This is a genomic window from Ekhidna sp. (assembly GCF_965212185.1).
In the GTDB taxonomy this organism is placed as follows: Bacteria; Bacteroidota; Bacteroidia; order Cytophagales; family Cyclobacteriaceae; genus Ekhidna.
Genome location: NZ_OZ243102.1, coordinates 700,594 through 719,123, shown reverse-complemented (window position 1 = coordinate 719,123; position 18,530 = coordinate 700,594). Strand labels below are relative to the sequence as shown.

At 40.0% G+C, this 18,530-nt stretch carries 16 protein-coding genes; 4 read left to right on the top strand and 12 right to left on the bottom strand.

The features are described 5' to 3' along the window. Positions 1 to 62: 62 nt before the first annotated feature. The gene (locus tag ACOMC3_RS03230; protein ID WP_420318089.1) at positions 63 to 1,844 is read left to right on the top strand and encodes a DUF3857 domain-containing transglutaminase family protein; all 1,782 of its coding nucleotides are present in this window, start codon (positions 63 to 65) and stop codon (positions 1,842 to 1,844) included. Beyond that, positions 1,841 to 3,832, top strand: coding sequence for a DUF3857 domain-containing protein (locus tag ACOMC3_RS03225; RefSeq protein ID WP_420318088.1), 1,992 nt, complete (start codon positions 1,841 to 1,843; stop codon positions 3,830 to 3,832). The genes ACOMC3_RS03230 and ACOMC3_RS03225 overlap by 4 nt, the downstream gene beginning before the upstream one ends. On the opposite strand, the gene ACOMC3_RS03220 is transcribed toward ACOMC3_RS03225, so the two are convergent. The 6 genes from ACOMC3_RS03220 to aat (ACOMC3_RS03195) are packed head-to-tail and all read right to left on the bottom strand — an operon-like array spanning position 3,829 to position 11,434. Further along, the gene (locus tag ACOMC3_RS03220) at positions 3,829 to 4,737 is read right to left on the bottom strand and encodes an ROK family protein (RefSeq protein ID WP_420318087.1); all 909 of its coding nucleotides are present in this window, start codon (positions 4,735 to 4,737) and stop codon (positions 3,829 to 3,831) included. The two genes, ACOMC3_RS03225 and ACOMC3_RS03220, sit on opposite strands and share 4 nt — an antisense overlap. Next, the gene (locus ACOMC3_RS03215) at positions 4,734 to 5,990 is read right to left on the bottom strand and encodes a sugar MFS transporter (RefSeq protein ID WP_420318086.1); all 1,257 of its coding nucleotides are present in this window, start codon (positions 5,988 to 5,990) and stop codon (positions 4,734 to 4,736) included. The genes ACOMC3_RS03220 and ACOMC3_RS03215 overlap by 4 nt, the downstream gene beginning before the upstream one ends. After that, a complete protein-coding gene (locus ACOMC3_RS03210) occupies positions 5,983 to 6,960 on the bottom strand; it encodes an isoaspartyl peptidase/L-asparaginase family protein (protein WP_420318085.1) in 978 nt (325 codons plus the stop codon). The genes ACOMC3_RS03215 and ACOMC3_RS03210 overlap by 8 nt, the downstream gene beginning before the upstream one ends. A 3-nt stretch (positions 6,961 to 6,963) precedes the next feature. Continuing rightward, positions 6,964 to 9,864 (bottom strand): GH92 family glycosyl hydrolase, encoded by a 2,901-nt coding sequence (locus ACOMC3_RS03205; RefSeq protein ID WP_420318084.1) that lies wholly within the window; start codon positions 9,862 to 9,864, stop codon positions 6,964 to 6,966. 47 nt (positions 9,865 to 9,911) lie between these two features. Beyond that, complete coding sequence (locus ACOMC3_RS03200; protein WP_420318083.1) at positions 9,912 to 10,787, bottom strand: alpha/beta fold hydrolase; 876 nt, start codon at positions 10,785 to 10,787, stop codon at positions 9,912 to 9,914. Then, on the bottom strand, positions 10,787 to 11,434 hold the full coding sequence (aat, locus tag ACOMC3_RS03195; protein ID WP_420318082.1) for a leucyl/phenylalanyl-tRNA--protein transferase: 648 nt from the start codon (positions 11,432 to 11,434) through the stop codon (positions 10,787 to 10,789). The genes ACOMC3_RS03200 and aat (ACOMC3_RS03195) overlap by 1 nt, the downstream gene beginning before the upstream one ends. A gap of 99 nt (positions 11,435 to 11,533) precedes the next feature. Here aat (ACOMC3_RS03195) and ACOMC3_RS03190 point away from each other — a divergent pair, with 99 nt between their 5' ends. After that, positions 11,534 to 11,899: a glyoxalase/bleomycin resistance/extradiol dioxygenase family protein gene (locus tag ACOMC3_RS03190; RefSeq protein WP_420318081.1), complete on the top strand. Its 366-nt coding sequence runs from the start codon at positions 11,534 to 11,536 to the stop codon at positions 11,897 to 11,899. An 80-nt stretch (positions 11,900 to 11,979) separates the two neighbouring features. Then, complete coding sequence (locus ACOMC3_RS03185; protein ID WP_420318080.1) at positions 11,980 to 13,095, top strand: DUF2914 domain-containing protein; 1,116 nt, start codon at positions 11,980 to 11,982, stop codon at positions 13,093 to 13,095. Here the strand turns inward: ACOMC3_RS03185 and aat (ACOMC3_RS03180) are convergent. From aat (ACOMC3_RS03180) to ACOMC3_RS03155, 6 genes are all read right to left on the bottom strand, one after another. Next, positions 13,092 to 13,733 carry a leucyl/phenylalanyl-tRNA--protein transferase gene (gene aat, locus ACOMC3_RS03180; RefSeq protein ID WP_420318079.1) on the bottom strand — a complete coding sequence of 214 codons (642 nt, stop codon included), beginning with the start codon at positions 13,731 to 13,733 and terminating at the stop codon, positions 13,092 to 13,094. The genes ACOMC3_RS03185 and aat (ACOMC3_RS03180) overlap by 4 nt on opposite strands. 3 nt (positions 13,734 to 13,736) lie before the next feature. Continuing rightward, on the bottom strand, positions 13,737 to 14,486 hold the full coding sequence (locus ACOMC3_RS03175) for an ABC transporter substrate-binding protein (RefSeq protein ID WP_420318078.1): 750 nt from the start codon (positions 14,484 to 14,486) through the stop codon (positions 13,737 to 13,739). Positions 14,487 to 14,489: 3 nt separating this feature from the next. Further along, the gene (locus ACOMC3_RS03170) at positions 14,490 to 14,942 is read right to left on the bottom strand and encodes a hypothetical protein (RefSeq protein WP_420318077.1); all 453 of its coding nucleotides are present in this window, start codon (positions 14,940 to 14,942) and stop codon (positions 14,490 to 14,492) included. After that, complete coding sequence (locus ACOMC3_RS03165) at positions 14,942 to 16,009, bottom strand: M42 family metallopeptidase (RefSeq protein WP_420318076.1); 1,068 nt, start codon at positions 16,007 to 16,009, stop codon at positions 14,942 to 14,944. The genes ACOMC3_RS03170 and ACOMC3_RS03165 overlap by 1 nt, the downstream gene beginning before the upstream one ends. 194 nt (positions 16,010 to 16,203) lie before the next feature. Further along, complete coding sequence (locus tag ACOMC3_RS03160; protein WP_420318075.1) at positions 16,204 to 16,893, bottom strand: SDR family oxidoreductase; 690 nt, start codon at positions 16,891 to 16,893, stop codon at positions 16,204 to 16,206. Between the two features lie 43 nt (positions 16,894 to 16,936). Continuing rightward, positions 16,937 to 18,520 carry an acyl-CoA carboxylase subunit beta gene (locus tag ACOMC3_RS03155; protein WP_420318074.1) on the bottom strand — a complete coding sequence of 528 codons (1,584 nt, stop codon included), beginning with the start codon at positions 18,518 to 18,520 and terminating at the stop codon, positions 16,937 to 16,939. Positions 18,521 to 18,530: the final 10 nt, after the last annotated feature.

Below are 18,530 nucleotides of genomic sequence, written 5' to 3'. Positions count from 1 at the left end.
ATTACGTCGATATTGTGAGCCTACCTAAGTTTATAATCCTCTTCTTTCAACTACTTTGTTCTTTGTATTCCTTTTCACAAGTCCTTGATCATTCAATTGAAATTATTGTTGATGGTGATTATGTGACTACTAAGAAATCAATCACAGTACAGATAAATAATTCAAGTCAAAAATGGCTTGGAGAAATTGAAATTCCATTTCAAGAGTCCTATGAACCACAGATCCATGAAGCTGTTATTATAAATAGGCAGGGTGAAATCGTTCGAAAACTTAAGAAAAAAGAGATAACGACTCAAAGTATAAGGTCCTCAATCAGCTTCTATGAAGACAATTACCAAAAGAAGTTTAATTTATACTGGAATGAGTATCCATATAAAATCAAGTACAGTTATAGTATAAGCGAGGATAATTTCATTCAACTCGCCTGGTGGTATCCACTCATTGCATACAATACACCTCACTTTAATTGTAGCTTAACCCTTAATGTACCTGGAGGTTTTTCATTTTTCAGTTATATAAGCCCCCAATTTGACGAAAGTAATTCTAAGACCGAAGAGGGGAGAACTATTTATCAATGGTCTCTCACAAATGGGTTTTTCCATGAACCTCAACATCATTCCCCTCATTGGCGGCAGTTATATCCCAACATCCTACTTATGCCGAAGGAGTTCAATTATGCAAAAAAAGGTTCAGCAGAGAGTTGGGAAACATATGGCAACTGGATTTACAGATTGAATGAAAATAAAGACCAACTAACATTTGAGGAAGGCCAAGTAGTTGATCAATTAACGAAAGGCGTGGTTGATCAGATGGAAAAAGTTAAGATCTTATATAATCACCTTCAATCAAATACTCATTACGTCAATGTATCAATAGAAGAAGGCGGATTAGAACCATATCCAGCTTCATATGTTAGCTACAATGGATATGGAGATTGCAAGGCCTTGACTATATACATGAAGGCACTACTTAAACATATAGGTATACCTTCATATTATTGCCTGGTTAATGCAGGAATTAATGCTCCGGATGTCTTTACAGATTATCCAAGTGCTCAATTTAATCATGTGATTTTAGCCGTACCAATAGGTAAGGATACCGTGTGGTTAGAGAATACAAATCAGTCAATTCCATTCAATTATTTAGGAACATTTACTCAAGGACGCAAAGCACTTTGGGTATCAGAAAATAATAGTCAGCTTATCGCTACTCCTAAAATGACCGAAGAAGACCTAAAGGAATACGGAAAATTTGATTTTGTCTTATCAGATTCGGGGACATCTGTCACCATCCGTCATCTTCTTGGTGGTGAAAAATTTGAAACCTACTTAAGCCTAAGCCAAATTGATAATGAAGAGGAATTGATTGATTTTGTAAGAGAATCGATAGATATCAAAGATTTAGAAATTATTGAATACGAAACTCTAAGTACAGTGGAAAATAAGGTTGAGATTAATCTTAAAGCAAAATGTTACAACCAGTCTAGATCTGTTGGAAATTACAAGATTATCTCTCACCCAAAAGTTGAATTACCTGAAATTAATCCTGTTGAAAAGAGGCACCACCCATTCAAAATTCCTGTTGTGATAAACAGACAAATTGATACAAATATTTCAATCCATGACAGTTCTTCCAATTCAATTGAGTTTCCAACAAATACATCATTGAGTTCGCAGTTTGGTGAATACGAAATTTTATATGAAACTGATAGTAGGAAAATCGAAATAAAAGAAAGACTACATATATATTCGCAGAATTATACTAAAACTGAATATTTGAAGTTTTGTGAATTCATAAATAAAGTATCATCCGTTCAAAACAAGTCATCCATTTTATTGAAATGAAGTACTCTTTAGCTCTATTATTTTCCTTATTGATTCTTTCATCAACCGCCCAGAAAACATCTAAAAAATTTGGTCAATTCACTCAATATGAAATCGACCTTCAGAAGTATGAAAAAGATCTAAAAGCTGAGGCTGTCGTTCTTTTTGACATTGGTAAATCGAAATTCATTGATACACCGGAAGGAGGCTATAATATTGAATTTACTCGCACAAGAAGGATAAAAGTTTTTTCAGATAATCTTGCCGAAGAGCACAAAACTGTCTCTATACCATTCTATGAAGAGGGCTATGGCAAAACAGAGAAAATCAAATCCATTGAAGCTTATACTGTGCATATAGAAAATGGCATACCAGTGCCTAAGAAAGTTAGAAGCGTTGAAATTTATGAAGAGCGCATTAACAATAATTGGAAGGTCAAAAAATTCATTTTCCCAGATGTTAGAGAAGGGGCCTTTTTAGAATATAAGTATACCATTGAAACACCATTCGTATTCAATCTACCTGATTGGGAATTCCAGAGCACCATTCCAACTATGTATAGTGAGTATGAAGTTCGTATGATAACCTTTTATGAATATGTATTCCTTGTACAAGGAGTATCAAAGTTTGATCACCAAAAATCTTATATAGATAAGAAGAAAAGAACTTGGGGGTCAGTCGCTAAAAGCTATGGACAAAATGTATCCAATGGTGTTGAATTTCAAGATTATGTTCACATTTATGGCCTTGAAGATATTCCTGCATTTAACGATGAAGCCTATATCACATCAATCAATGACTACATTGTAAAAATTGACTTTCAACTGGCAAAAATTAATTATCCAACTGGAGGTAATCAGGAAATTGTAACTACATGGCCTGAGCTTATTTCCGACATGTCAAAAAATGAAGCATTTGGCAAATACATAAAAGCGAGTAAAAAGTATGCTAAAAAAGTAGTGACCAATCTTAAGGTTGATGGCAAATCAGATCTTGAAAAAGCAGAAATTGCCATTAATTATGTCAAGAATAATTTCAATTGGAATGGATTCAACGATAAGTATGCACCCAATAATCCAAAAGAATTGCATACAAAAAAGGAAGGAAACTCCGCAGAAATCAATCTCTTTTTAGTGGCATTGTTAGATGAATTAGGCATTGAAACAAAGCCCGTTATTCTTAGCACCAGAAATCATGGAAAGATTAAGATGGATTATCCATTTAAGCACTTTTTTAACTATGTTATTGTACTGGTTAATGTGGGACAGCCATATCTTACGGATGCAACAGAGCCATTCCTACCATACAATCAAATTCCTTCTAAGTGCTTTAATGACAAGGGTTTGATAATTAGTGACAATGGTGTGGATTTTGTTGATCTGAGGAGTCAACAAATTTCTTTAAAGAAAACTACCATTCGAATCAATGAATTAGATCTGAACAATTCAAAAGCTAAAACGACCCTTAATATTCAGACGAACGGTTATGAAGCTCTAGGCTTGAAAAATAGATATTCTGATCGAAAAACCGACCTTTTGAGTAATCTATCCAATGATGTTTTAACGCTCGCTTCTGGAAATACTTTGAATTACAAATCACAGGACAAGCCATATGTCATGGAACTCGATGGGAGCTGTTCATTTGAAAGTGCTGGCGATAATATAATATTTAAGCCTTTTCTTAATCTTCCACTCCAAACCAATGGGCTCACTCAAAAAACAAGAAGCTATCCTGTTGATTTTACTTATCCTTTCTCTGAGGTTTACGAATCCAACATTAGTTTACCAACAGATTACTCGGTTTCTGAATTACCAGAAAATTTATCAATTAAAAATGATCTTGCTGAAATTGAATTAACCTATTCCAAATTAGAAGGAGGGATAAAGGTTGTTGGGAAATATCAATTCAAAAAAGCGGTGTATAATGCGAATGAGTACGCAAGAATAAAGTTTTATCTTGATGAGATTGTCAAGAAATTTAATCAAGAGATTCTTTTAGAGAAGTCTTAATCCCTCATCACTAAAGCCGCACTCCCTAAAATTGCTGCATCATTTAAAGGCAAGCTAGATTTAAGAAGTTTGATCTTGTTTCGATAGAGATTGTGCACATTCTCTTCAAGTGACTCTTTGAGAGAGGAGAAAAACAAGTCGCTGGCCTCAGCAATGCCACCGAAAAAAACGATTGCTTCCGGACTGGTATAAACAGCTGCATCAGCCAGTTTTAATCCCAGCCATTTGCCTGTTTGATCGTAAACAGACAGACATAACTCATTACCTGCGTTAGCATTTTCTGCAATCTCATTGGGCGAGAGATCACCTGCTCCTCCTAGCTCATTGTACGTTTGTTTAATTCCCCTTAATGAGACGTAAGCTTCCAGACATCCTTTCCTGCCACATGTACAGTCACGACCATCCGGAATCAAAATTGAATGCCCCATTTCTCCGGCAAATCCATCATTGCCATAAATCACCTGCCCATTGCAAACTATGCCGCTACCTAAACCTGTTCCTAACGTGATGTAAATGAAATCTTTGAGATTTTTAGCAACTCCAAACTGCATTTCGCCAATTGCTCCTGCATTGGCATCATTGGTTAAGATCGTACGTTTTTCAAGCTTTTCTTCAACCATCGATGCTATTGGATGTATTTCCTTCCATGGCATATTGGGGGCTAATTCCATCGTCCCGTTATAGTAATTGCCATTCGGTGCTCCTATTCCAATGCCTTCCACACTGCATTGATGTTTGCCTTCCAACCTCTTTACTTCCGATACCATTTGGTCAATGAATTGATCTATTGGCCCATCAGCAAATGCCTGGATTTGAATTATTGTGCGATCAAGAACTTCACCTTCCTTAACCAACCCAATACTTGTACTTGTCCCTCCTATATCCATGCCTATATAGTAGCTCATGATTTGTGCTTATACCCTTTCCATCCATACCAAGCAATGTATGCAAAGCAGCCAATCGTAATTAGAAAAGAATTATGTAGCCCAAACGAGCTATCAGCTATCAGCCCCTGCAAAGGGGGTATGAGTGCTCCTCCTACAATCGCTGCAACCAATACTGCCGATCCTTTACTAGTCATGGAACCTAAATCAGCAATTGCTAGCGTAAAAATATTACTCCACATGATAGATAAGAACAATCCAGTACCTATCAATAACCACATAGCCAGATAGCCACCTGAAGCATTGAACACGAGCATCAAGACTATACAGATCATGGCTGAAAGCATTAATAATCGGTGACTTGAAATGTATTTCAATATGTAAAAACCTAAAAGTCTTCCCACCATCAGACCTCCCCAATAAAAGGGTAGGTATCTGGCACCAATTTCACGAAATACGGCTATTTGGTCATCTTTGGAAGGAAGCCCTGAAACATAACTTTCGTACTCGGCGATGTAAGGAAATATATTTTCACTCAGGTAGATTACGAGGAAAGAAGCGATGGTTACCTCCGCTCCTACATAGAGAAAGATGGCAACTGCGCCTTTCACTAAATGCGTCTTTTTCCAAATACTTTCAGAATCAGCCTGATCACTTTCTGGAACCTCTACTACTTCGGGCAATTTCAGAAATGAAAAAATTATGGCGAGCGTCAGGAGTAATGTCCCAAGCAAAATGTATGGTATCTGAACGGCTTCAGCCTGTTGTTCCGATGATAGTCCTGCAAGTCCACGAAGGATAAAATAACTGCCCGCTAATGGAGCAATCACCTTCGCGACACTATTAAAACCCTGAGCAAGATTTAATCGGTTGGATGCTTTTGATGGGTCTCCCAACCGAGCCACATAGGGATTTGCAGCAACCTGCAGCAGCGTTACTCCAGATGCTAATACGAATATAGCTCCCAGAAAAAATGGATAAGAAATAAGTGACGCAGCAGGATAAAATAACCAACTACCAATTGCCATTATTAGTAGCCCAACTATAATCCCCCGATGATATCCAATCTTGTTGAGCAACCATGAGGATGGAAGACTTACACAGAAGAATGCGATAAAAAAAGCAAACTGAACCAAAGCAGCTTGAAAATTATTCAGATCGAAGAGTCCTTTGAGATAAGGAATCAGCGCGCCATCCAGCTCAGTCAAAAACCCCCAGGTAAAAAAGAGCACCACCATGTAAAACATGGATGCTCCATATTTTTGATTAGCCATTCAGATAGGATTTAGCGTCAATCAATTCATTTTTTCCATCTACCGTTTCTGCATAATTAAAACCTGGATGAATGGCATATGATCCGGTATTCCCGGCTATATCCATGGCCAGATATCCAACCTGAAAAGATTTATACTCCAATTTGTCTACAATACGTTGAATAGCTGCCTCACATGCATCCTGCGCACTGGCACCTTGTCGAATCAACTCCACTACCAAGAAGGAACCTAAAGTTTTCATCATAAGTTCTCCCATGCCTGTGGCTACCGCAGCACCATAATCATTGTCTACAAATAGTCCTGCGCCTATGATCGGTGAATCCCCAACTCTTCCATGCATTTTATAAGCCAGTCCGCTGGTGGTACACGAACCGGATAGGTTTCCCAGCGCATCCTGACAGATTAATCCGATAGTATCGTGATTTTCCACATTGATGATGGGGTTGTACTCCGCTGATTTCAACCATTTCTCCCAGGCTTTTTTTGAGCTTTCAGTTAAAAGATTTTCCTCTGCAAAACCTTGTGCAATGGCGAAACGCTTGGCACCTTCCCCTGCAAGCATGACGTGAGGAGTTTCTTCCATGACTTTTCGAGCTACTGCTATTGGGTGCTTAATGTTTTGCAAAAAACACACAGACCCGGCATTTCCTCCATGATCCATGATGCACGCATCCAGAGTGACATTCCCATCTCGATCTGGTAATCCTCCAATTCCAACAGAGCTCCCTTTCGGATCAGCTTCTACAACCATCACCCCTTTTTCAGCGCCATCCAATGCGGAACCTCCTTCATTCATCACATGCATGGCCTCCTCATTGGCTTCCAACCCATGCACCCATGTACTTATTGCTTTGGGTTTATTCGAACGAACTAGTGATTTAGTGCTGGTCTCAGCACATGCTGATCCTACCAATCCCACACCCGCAGTAGCTGCAAGGGAATTTTTAAGAAATTTTCGTCTGCTGCTCATCAATTAGTTGATTACAATTTCGTCTGCAAAAATCCATGACTTCCCTCCTGCACCTTTATGATCCGGTGGGCAAACGCCCCGATTTTTAGCCACTATTTTAATGTATCTCCCCTTGAAAGGGGTGTTTACTCTGAAATCTTTAAGAATCGCTCCCTTCTCTTTGTAAGAAACATCGTTGACATCTAAACCCAGTTCACTGAAGTCTTCTCCATCTTCAGATGAGAAAAATCGAACTTCCAGCGGCATGAAAATCCAGGCATTCTCATCTTGCAAGAAACCAATCTTCACCACATTATAATTACCAACTTTGCCCATGTCTACTACAGCTTCAAGGTCTACTCCTTCATATCCTTGCCATGAACCAGTCCGGAAATCCTTTCCTCCCCGTATAAAATCTATCAATGCCATTTCTCCTCCTCCATTATAGTGGTTGGCGTATTGGGTACCCAAGGTGATATTCCGTTTCTCCGGAATTTTATAGAAGGTGCTTTTGGCTTTCAGACTTTCCTTACCGTCCTTTTCAGCCCAAACAACCAGATCAGTTGATCGATCAATTAAAAATGGTTTTCTATAGGTTTTCTTTTCTCCACCAGCAGTAAACGAATAAAAAATGGTTGCATCTGTGGTTGACGTTGAAAGCGTTACTTCTGTATTGTCCATAAAAGCATGATCCCCAGTTTCCAGTGCTGGAATGGCAATAGCTTCGGTATCAATTCTGGATCTTGGTCGATGTTCTTTAATTGTTCCCCAATCTGAAGGTTCAGACTGCATCCTAAATGTGAGTTTCCCACCATTCATGATGTCTTCATGGCCTATGAAAGAATATGGATGTGCTTTGCTATTTAACGATACTGATCCCACATAGAAATTATCAACACCATTGTCTTTTGCCTCTATCACAAATTGATTTCCATTCTCTAGGTTGATAATCGCCTTTTCAAACCAGGGACTCCCCAAAATGTAATCGGTGCTTCCCGGGGTGACGGGATAAAAACCCAAAGCACTCATCACCAACCAGGATGACATCTGTCCACAATCTTCGTTTCCTGAAAGCCCGCCAGGTTGAGCTGCGTACAATTCATTCATGATTTGGCGAACTAATTTTTGTGTTTTATCCGGACGGCCTACAAAATTGTACAAGTATGGAATGTGATGACTCGGCTCATTTCCATGCGCATACTGTCCTATGAGTCCGGTGATATCCGCCTGATCTCTGCCAAAAGTCTTCGAATCAGCTGAGAAAATGTCATCTAGTTTTTGTTCTGCTGCTTTATCCCCACCAAGCATTTCAATCCAGGATTCTACATCCTGAGGCACATAATAACTGTATTGCCAGGAGTTGGCCTCCGTGTAGTTAAAATTGACTTCTGCCGGCTCAAAGGGATAGAACCAACGATTGTTATTCCGTGCTCGCATAAATCCAGTGGACGGATCAAATACATTCTTGTAATTCTGCGCTCTATGATAATAGACCGAAGCAACATCGGGCTTACCCATCTGATTGGCCATTTCAGCAATCGTCCAGTCATCGTAAGCATACTCGAGTGTTTTTGATACACTTTCTGCTTCCATATCAGAAGGTATATAACCCGAGGTGCGAAATTCCCCAATACCCAATCGATCTTGCATGGAACTTTGGATCATCGCTTCCAATGCCTTTTCAGAATCAAACCCTTTGATCCCTTTCATATAGGCATCCGCAATGGTTGGTACTGCATGATAGCCTATCATGCAATCAGTGTAGTTGCCCGCAAGCTCCCACATAGGTAACCTACCACCATATTCATATTGCTTAAGAAACGTTTGAATGAAGTCAGATGAACGCTCTCGCTCAATAATGGTATACAGGGGATGGGTACTGCGATAGGTATCCCACAATGAAAACACTGTATGATTTGTGAATGTAGTGTCATGATGGACTTCAAGGTCAGTGCTTCTATACCTTCCATCTACATCATGATATAAGTTCGGTGCAATCATCGTGTGATACAGCGCACCATAGAAGATTTCCATTTGCTCATCAGTTCCGCTTGCTACCTGGATCTTATCCAATTGATCTTCCCAGGCCAACCTCGCATTCATTCGGGCATTATCAAAATCCCAATCCGGTATTTCTGCTTCCAAATTTTTTCTGGCCCCTTCTTCATCCACAGCCGAGATGGCGACTTTTACCTTAAGTTGATCTCCATCACCAAAGGACAGTGCCGCCTTTTTTCCGCCCGTGCCTTCTCCATACTCTACGGACTGAATGGGTTCATTAAAGATCATCCGAAAGAAAAGGTATTGCTGCTGCGCCCAGGATTTACTGTGACGATATCCTGTTAACTCAAAGTCATTTACCTGAGTAAGTTTAGATTCCAAAACCTCATCTCGATGGGCTAAATCAATGATAACTTTTCGATCCTTAGCACCATTGAAGTCATACTGATGGAATCCTACCCTTTTGCCTACAGTCAATTGAACGTCGATCTCATCATCCTGCAGATTGACTGCATAATACCCAGGTTCCGCAACTTCTGTTTCTTTCAAGAAAGAAGAGCTGTATCCCGTTTGACCATCAGCGCCATTATTAAAGTAGGTGTCTCCGGTGTAAGGCATGAGAAGAATGTCTGCATAATCTGCAATGCCCGTCCCACTTAAATGTGTATGACTGAAGCCATATATAACAGAGTCTGAATAATGATATCCGGAGCAGCCATCCCAACCTTCCAATCGCGTATCAGGGCTTAGCTGAACCATTCCAAAAGGCATGGTAGCTCCGGGAAACGTATGTCCATGTCCACCTGTTCCGATGAATGGATTGACATATTCAAATGCTGTTTTGGGATCTTGATTATTACATGAGATTAGAATTAATCCTATGATAAAGCCCAAACCAATTTTCAATAAACTGCTACTCTTCATACAGAATGGAAATTAATGAAACGGTGAGGAAATCAGAATTTTGATGATTAAAATGCATTCTTTTCCGAAAACTCTTTATAAAACCTCACCACCTCCTCCGGAGCTTCTATCTGTGGATTGTGTCCGATGCGATCCATCGTCCAGATATTTTTTGCAGAAATTATCTCCTTATAACGATCGACCATGACTTGGCCTGAGATTGGATCAACTAATCCATTAATCAAACCTAATGGGTGTTTGAAATTTTGTAATGCGCCTACCCATCTTTCCCGATTGACCACTCGTTCTCTCATGTACTTTATAAGCAAATGAGCAATGCGATGGCCATTCTTTTTTGACACCAACTGCCAATAGGTGCTCAATTCCTCAGAGCTAAGTCCGGTATCCGGTCCAAAGATTCTTCCAAAACTCTTTTCAAATTTTCTCTGATTGAGAAGCTTACTCAATAGAAAACCAATTGGGCTCATCAGCATTTTTTGAATCGGTAGAGGGTGATGCGATTCCGGGAAAATACCTCCATTTAGCAAACAGACGGATTTAAACTTCAATTTACCTCCATCATTGTACCTAGCTATCAATTCCTGAGCAACCGTGTCTCCATAATCATGAGCCAGTAAGTGGCATTCTGAGATGTCCAGATGAGACATCAAGTCTTCCACCAAATCTGCTTGTTGTATGATGGAATAGGGATATGGGTTGGGCTTTTCTGAATAGCCAAACCCTAACATATCCAGCGTTACCAATGAAAACTGTTTGCTTAACGGTTCCCAGATTTCATTCCAGTCATACGATGCAGTAGGAAACCCATGGATTAGTAAGAGCCAAGGTTTATCGCTGTTATGTGTTTTATAAACAATCCGATAGCCTTTCCAATCAAATGTATCGGACAGATCGTACCAATTATTGAGTGAAACATTTGACATTATTTCTTTATGTCATTCAGGTATTTAAGAAAATCTTCTCTTGGAATGAGTTCGGCTCCCATACTCGCCATATGATCTGTATAAGCCTGACAGTCATACAGCTGACCTCCCTCTTCCTGAAACTTTCGCATGAACATAATCAAGCCTGTTTTGGAGGCATTGCTCACTTTGGAAAACATGGATTCTCCACAATATACGGTTCCCAGGTGGATGCCATACATCCCACCAACCAGCTCATTGTCTTTCCATACCTCTACCGATTGTGCGTGCCCTAATTCATAGAGTTTGATGTAAGCGGCTACCATTTCTTCAGTGATCCAGGTGCCATCCTGACCCGCTCTTTGCATCTGCTTGCATGCATTAATGACCCCTTCAAAATCTTGATTATAGGTAACTGAAAACTCTTCCTTTTTCAAAACACTACGCATGGACTTTGATACATACAGTTTCTCGGGAAGCAAAACGAAACGTGGATTGGGACTGTACCACATGATAGGTTCATCATCACTATACCAGGGGAAAATACCTGAATGATAAGCGAGCATCAGTCGCTCAGGACTAAGGTCACCACCAACCGCCACCAAGCCATCTTCTTCAGCTTCAGATATTGGTGGGAAATAAAGTTTATCAGTCAGTTGATAGCTCATTTCTATTTATTGTTAGACATTTCATTGTCAAGTTATGCTAAAACCACTAATCAGAAATACGACGTAACGCAAAGTAACAGTCCACGTTATTTAAACCTTATGAACACACCTTCCTCTACCCTTTACATCATCCCTGTTTTATCTTCTTCTGATATCGATCGTGACCTAAAATGGTATAAACAATATGCAGGTTTCAACTTCTATTTTGGAGATAAAGGATACACAGGTTTGCAAAGAGACAACCTTGAATTTCACCTGCAATGGCATCATGATAACGAAGAAGATCCGGTGCACCCCTCTGTGATGAAAATCTTCGTAAAAAACATCCAGCCTTATTTTGATGAATTTGTAGAGCGGGGTACGGTTGAGAAAGACAAACTTCGGATGAATACACCATGGGGAACACATGAGTTTGGCTTTTATGATTTGAATAACAATGCCATCTTCATCGTGCAGGAGGCGTAATCTGTAATTATTTGAACTTTAATCATCATCCCATAGGATGTGAATTCAAATCGATCTTATTTTGAATTTTTCAATTTAAAATGAGTAAAATACTAGCGAAGTATCGGGACAGTGCCTTTAGGAAATTCCTTCGAAGGAATGAAAAATATGCTCCAATCTTCTTTTTTATTGGAGGCTTTATCTTTGATTCCCTAACCCTTGGCAGGATCGACAGGCTTTATGACCTCACAGTGTTGTGCATGCATATGACGCTGCTCTCTTGCACACTTTATGTATATAACCGCGTACCAGACGGAAGATGGAAAAACACATTTCTGGAAAGATTTGAAGAGTACCTTCCTTTAGCAATTCAGTTTTTCTTTGGTGCACTTTCCAGCGCATATGTGGTCTACTTTTCACGAAGTGTCTCCCTCACTAAAACGGCTTATTTTTTCGCAATATTAGTATTGCTGCTTTTTGCCAATGAGTTTCTGAAAAAACGTATTTCAAATAAGTACTTGCAGTTTAGCATTTACTTCTTTCTAAGCTTTACTTTCTTCACTTTCATAATCCCTGTATTCATTAAAGCGATGAATCAAAATGTATTCATTCTTTCGGGTGCAATAAGCTTGTTGTGTACGCTGGCTTTAATTGTCTTGATTTATCGGGTAAGTCCGAGTACTAAATCAGAAGTGCATTTAGGTAAGCTTCTGACCATTGTTTTCACGATTTATTGTGTCATCAACGTCTTCTACTTTTTTAAACTTATCCCTCCAGTACCCTTAGCCTTAAATACAGGTATTGTTGCCCATGATATAAAACGTGAGAATGGTAAATATGTGGTTTCCTTCGAACGAGATAAGTGGTATGTATTCTGGAGAAAACATAAAAAAGAATTCATTTGGAATCCAGATGAGCGAGTTTATGTTTTCTCATCCATATTTGCCCCTACGGACTTGAAAAAAACGATATTCCACCGCTGGAGTTGGTACAATGCTTTAAAGGAAGAATGGGAATTTATTGAGGATATCAAGTACGATATTTTGGGTGGAAGAGACGGAGGATATAGAGGGTATACTTACAAAAATTATGTGAAAGAAGGTGAATGGAAAGTCGAGGTGCTGACAGAAGAAGAGCTGGTTTTAGGTGTGATTGAATTCGAAATTCAAATGAATACAGCTCATGAACCGAGTAGGCTTGTAAATCGAAAGTTTTAATCATCAATCAAAAACTTCTGGTACGCTTCACGACTGATATTTTCTGCTCCCATGCTTATCATATGATCTGAATGGACCTGACAATCGAATAGCTCACCACCTTCCTGTTGGAATTTTTGAAAAAAATGAATCAAGGCCACCTTGGAGGCATTACTCGCTTTTGAAAACATGGACTCTCCACTAAACACTTTATTTGTTCGTACGCCATACATCCCTCCTACCAAATCATGCCCTTTCCATACTTCAACAGATTCTGCAATACCCATATCATGCAATCGGATATAAGCCAACTCCATTTCATCGGTGATCCAGGTACCTTTCTGACCGGGTCTTAGCATTCGCTTGCACTCGTTGATAACTTTTTCAAATGCTTGATTAAATGTCACGGTGAGTTCACGCTTCTTTAGCACACGCTTCATCGATCTGGATATATGCAACTTCTCTGGAAACAGCACAAAACGTGGATCCGGACTCCACCAGATAATTGGCTCACCTTTGCTATACCATGGAAAAATACCTGATTGATAGGCTAGCACGAGTCTTTCAGGAAGCAAATCACCACCCACTGCCACGATCCCATCTTCAGCACCATCAATAGGAGGAAAAATGATGTCTTCGGTAAGTTTATAAATGGGCATAGATCAGGATTTCCATTTTCTCAAACGACTCCCATACCAGCTATATAGTTCACCATCTACTAATTGACATTCACTTATTGGCCACTTGGATTTGACCTCCTCAAGATGTTGTTCTTTGAATGGAAAGGGCTCAGAGCTAAATAGAATCTTATCAGGTTTTAGTTCACTGATTTTTTCATCCGTCAGTTCAGGGTAGCGCTCTTCCTTGACCATGTTTTCATAACCGAGATGGTTCAGCAAATGATCGATGAAAGTGTTTTTCCCGGCTGCCATCCAGGGGGCTTTCCAGATCAAATAAATCACCTTACCTGATTTGGAATTTTTAATCTTTTCTGTAGCTGTATGACAAGCTTGAACGATTGTTTCTTTCTGCTCATTCAAATTGCAAATCCCGCCTAGCGCATACATCATTTCAAAGGAATCTTCCAGCGTGTAGATATCGCTCATCCAAACAGGGAATTCCTTTTCAAGTTCTTCGATACCCTCACGATAATTCTCTTCCTTATTCCCTATAATGAGGTCCGGCTTAAGCTGCCTGATTTTATCGATATGAAAATTTTTCGTACCTCCAATTACAGGAAGGTCTTTGACTTGATCGGTTGGGTGAACGCAAAATTTAGTCCGTCCCACTACAGGCGCACCAATATCAATCAAAAATTCTGTCTGAGAGGGGACTAATGACACAATCCGACGAGGTGGAGAGGCTATTGTCACCTCTCTCCCCATCTGATCGGTATATGTTTTAGAAATCATTGATTAATGACCATGCCCTACATGTGATCCACTCTCTAGCCGTTCGAACAGCTCATTCATCAATTCCTGATTCTCACCTAGCCTGCCTTTTATGTCAGGCACCATTCGATCCAATAGAAAATATGTTTTTAATGAATCGATCTTATTATCTCCAATGAATGTTGCTTGGAAAAGCTCCTCACTTGATTTATTTACTATCAACTGAAAACTATGCTCATCAACTATTCTACTTTCAATCAACGAGAAATCAAGCGTTTTACCATCTCGCTTTAAATCATAAAGTAAGAACTGATCGATTCCACTCAGGTAACTCATGGCTTTATCTTCACCTAACCATAGTTCCATGTAGTCTCCACTTTCTGCATAGGTATACCACTTCCCTTTTACCGAAGAGCTTTCCTTGGTTACACAACCAGCAAAAATTAAAATAAAGCCTAAAAAGAGAATCTTTTTCATTACTTAAAATAGGTAAAATCCTGCCCGTCTTTGATCTGAGCAACTGTTTCATATATTAATCGAATCACGTTTTCCACATCTTCCTTGTGCACCGTTTCGACAGTCGTATGCATGTACTTCAATGGAAGTGAAATCAATGCAGAAGCCACTCCTATATCGGAATAAGCAAAGGCATCTGTGTCTGTTCCTGTTGTTCTGGATGCCGCCATTCGCTGATATGGAAGCTTGTTTTTCTCTGCAACCTCAAGAATCATGTCACGCAGATTATTCTGAACTGCCGGGCCGTAGGTCACAGCTGGCCCCTTTCCTGCCGTCATGTCTCCGCTTGTAATCTTATCGTACATGGGAGATTGTGTGTCATGGGTAACATCTGTTACAATTGCTACGTTTGGCTTGATCCTTCTGGAGATCATTTCAGCTCCACGCAATCCTATTTCCTCCTGAACAGAGTTTACCACATAAAGTCCAAATGGTAGTTTTACTTTCTTTTCTGAAAGCCTTCGAACCACTTCGGCAATCATGAATCCACCCATTCGGTTATCCAGCGCTCTTCCAACCAAATACTTTTTGTTCATTTCGAAAAGCTCATCCTGGAAAGTAGCCACAGTACCTACATGGATACCCATTTTCTCCACTTCCTCCTTACTTTCAGCTCCAACATCGATGCAGATATTCTTTAAAGTTGGATTATCCTCCTTATCCTTTCTGACATGAATGGCTGGCCATCCGAAGACTCCTTTGACCACTCCATCTTTCGTGTGTAGGTTCACCCGCATGGAAGGGGCAATCTGATGATCAGATCCACCATTTCTAACAACATAGATGTAGCCTTTGTCGGTGATATAGTTCACAAACCAGCTGATCTCATCCGCGTGCGCTTCAATCACCACTTTATACTTGGCCTCAGGGTTTACTACTCCATAAACACTTCCATAGGTGTCAACTTCATAGTCATCCACATAAGGCTTGATGTAATCCAACCATATTTTTTGGCCTTCCTGCTCAAAGCCAGTCGGTGCAGCATTATTAAGGTATTTGTAAAGAAAGTCTTTGCTTTTAGTATCCATTGAATATCTGTATTTCTGATTGTTTCAAAATATTTTTCTATGCCTTACTTTTTTCCTTGATGAAAAAAGTAACAAAAAAATCAAGAAAGTTTGAAAGCTATCAACACACGAGCCAACACTGGCCCGCCAAACTTTCTAACCCCTCCCTCTTAGACGTGAATTAATTTACTATTCTCATAAAAGTTATGAATCATCTATATTGATTTTACTAATCCTCCATCGATGAGGAAGTCTTGTCTTGTGATATATTCTGATTTATCGCTCGCTAAAAAGGCCACTAAATTAGCAACCTCTTCGGGCGTTCCTTGTCGCAACATCGGAATTTGATTGATTGTTTCCTGATCTGCTTTATAGCTATCAATGAATCCTGGCAGCACATTATTCATACGAATATTTGAAGCACCGTATTTTGTTGCAAATAGCTTGGTAAAGCTACTCAACGCGGTTCGTGCTACCGATGAAATCGGGAAACTCAATGAAGGTTCTTTCGCGCCAAATGTTGAAATATTGACGATCGAACCTCCTCCATTCATGTATGAAACAACCAATCGTGACATGCGAATGACATTCATCAATGCCAGGTCAAATCCTTCTTTCCATTGATCGTCTGTTAATTCAAGCAGCTCTCCTTTCGGCGGATGACCGGTATTATTCACCACCACATCAATCTGACCGTACGTTTCCATGGTTGCATCCACCAAACGTCTTAAATCCTCTTCATTGTCTGTCGAACCCTGCACCGCAATGCCACCAAACTTGTCTGCCAGATCGTGAATCTCTGATGAACGAGAAAGGATAGCCAGTTGATAACCTTCTTTTGCCAATTTCTCAGCACAGGCTAACCCCATTCCTTTGGATGCTGCTGTTATGATTGCAGTTTTCATTTAGAACCTCCCCTCTACCCCCTCCAAAGGGGGATTTTTTTAATTATAAAGGAATATTTCCATGCTTCTTCCTTGGAAGCTTATCCACTTTATTTTCCAGCATTTTAAATGCATGGATCAATTTCGTCCGTGTATTATGAGGCATAATTACCTCATCAACAAAACCGCGTGATGCTGCGATGTACGGGTTGGCAAACTTCTCGGTGTATTCGTTAATTTTTTCCTGAAGCTTTGCATTCGGATCATCTGCCTTCTTGATTTCTTTTTTGAAAATAATCTCAGAAGCTCCTTGTGCTCCCATCACTGCAATCTCAGCTGTAGGCCATGCATAGTTCATATCTGCCCCGATGTGCTTAGAGTTCATCACATCATAGGCTCCACCATATGCTTTTCTTGTAATTACTGAAATCCTTGGAACGGTAGCTTCACTAAATGCATAAAGTAACTTTGCTCCGTTGGTGATGATTCCGTTCCATTCCTGATCTGTACCTGGTAAGAATCCGGGCACATCCACCAACACCAATAATGGTACATTGAAGCTATCACAGAATCTCACAAAACGACCACCTTTAGTACTTGAATGAATGTCCAATACACCAGCCATACTCATTGGCTGATTGGCTACAATTCCTACACTTCTTCCAGCCAGTCTTCCAAAACCACAGATGATATTTTCTGCAAAATCTTTATGTACTTCTAAAAACGAATCTTTATCAATGATACCATTGATTACATCATGCATGTCATACGGCTGATTCGGATTGTCAGGTAGAATATTATCTAGTTCATTTCTTGTTTCATCTCCAATTTCGTAATCAAGCATTGGCGGCTCTTCCTCACAATTAGAAGGTATATAGCTCATGAGTTGCTTGATCTGTCGGATGCACTCAGCTTCATTTGCACAAGCAAAATGAGTGACCCCACTCTTTGATGCATGCGTTTGAGCACCCCCAAGTTCTTCGCTGGTCACATCTTCCTGAGTCACTGTTTTTACTACATTGGGTCCGGTTACAAACATGTAACTGCTTTGTTCCACCATGAAGATGAAATCAGTAATGGCAGGAGAATAAACTGCACCTCCTGCACATGGACCCAGAATAGCAGATATCTGAGGTACAACTCCTGAGGCCAGTGTGTTTCGATAAAAAATATCCGCATAGCCGCCAAGGGAAACCACCCCTTCTTGAATACGCGCACCTCCAGAATCATTCAATCCAATGACAGGTGCTCCATTTTTCATTGCCAGATCCATGATCTTAACAATTTTCTCTGCAAAGGTTTCGGAAAGTGAACCTCCAAAAACGGTGAAATCCTGACTGAATACATAGGTCAGCCTTCCATCTATGGTTCCGTATCCGGTTACCACACCATCTCCAAGGATTTTCTGTTTATCCATACCGAAATCCGTGGCACGGTGAGTGACAAACTTTCCTATCTCTTCAAATGAACCCTGATCAAGAAGTAAATCGATTCGCTCGCGTGCGGTGAGTTTTCCTTTTTCATGCTGCTTGGCAATTCGATCTTCACCTCCGCCCTTTAAGACTTCTTCATTCATGGCTTCCAATCGTTCGATCTTTTCTGCGATAGATTGGATGTTGGTTCCTGTTTTTGGTTTCTCTGTGCTCATATTTCGATTG